The 1065-nt window shown below is 37.7% G+C and carries 1 protein-coding gene; it reads left to right on the forward strand.

Annotation, left to right across the window (positions count from 1 at the left end; genetic code table 11):
- The first annotated feature begins 63 nt into the window (after nucleotides 1-63).
- Nucleotides 64-1065 carry an IS30 family transposase gene (locus tag EF384_RS09550; RefSeq protein WP_123781482.1) on the forward strand — a complete coding sequence of 334 codons (1002 nt, stop codon included), beginning with the start codon at nucleotides 64-66 and terminating at the stop codon, nucleotides 1063-1065.

Consider the following 1065-nt stretch of genomic DNA (forward strand, 5'->3'; position numbering starts at 1 on the left):
AAAAAAGATCCATAGTTTTCCTATAAAATAGATGTACCAACCAACTATTAGAAGGAGAAAGCTATGAATCCATACACACATCTTACCATGAATGAGCGAGAAACAATATTCCTAATGTATGAACAAGGCGAAACTATCGGGCATATATCCGAGACCCTGGACCGTTCTAAATCGACTATCTCAAGAGAATTACATCGTAATTCAAACAAGGATGGCAGTTATTCACCGTCAACTGCTCATGGAGAGTATAAACGTAGAAAACAACTATGTGGCAGACATCGCACGCTAGATAAAGACTCTATTTTCCAGTTGGTCAAACGACTATTTCTCAACGAACAATGGTCTCCAGAACAAATTTCTGGTCGTTTGAACCTTGAAAATTCCAAAAATAAAATCAGTTATAATACTATCTATCGTGCAATTTATCGTGGCGACTTCGATGAGCCTGGTTTATCAACCGGTAATCGAGGCGCTATCCGTAAATTAAGACACAGAGGTAAAACACGCCATTCTAAAAATCACGTAGAGAGAAGAGGAAAGATCCCTATCTCCAATACGATTCATGAACGACCAGATAGCGCTAATAAACGAACTGAGATTGGTCATTGGGAAGCAGATACAGTTGCAGGTCAAACTGGTAAAGCGTGCTTAGTAACGCTAGTTGATAGAAAATCTAGGTTATTACTAATCGGTAAATCTGAGAAGAAAGCTTCTAAGCCGGTAGTTGACCAAATGATTAAATTACTACAAGGTATTGATTCTAATTTTTGTAAAACCATTACACCTGACCGTGGTAAAGAATTCAGTCAACACGCCCGATTGACTGAGGAATTAAATAATACGCAAATTTATTTTCCAGATCCTCATGCCCCTTGGCAAAGAGGATCTAATGAGAATACAAATGGACTCCTTAGAGAGTACTCACCGAAAGGTGTTGATTTGACAGATGCAACTGATGAAGAGATACAAGGTTGGGCAACGAAATTAAATACACGTCCCAAAAAATGTTTGAATTGGAAAACACCTTATGAAATCTTTTATAAAACTGTGTTGCACTTAATTTGA

The sequence above is a fragment of the Aerococcus agrisoli genome (assembly GCF_003797145.1).
GTDB lineage: Bacteria > Bacillota > Bacilli > Lactobacillales > Aerococcaceae > Aerococcus > Aerococcus agrisoli.

Coding starts and splice junctions, on each gene's coding strand:
- EF384_RS09550 (WP_123781482.1), top strand. CDS start 64: ATGAATCCATACACACATCTTACCATGAATGAGCGAGAAACAATATTC.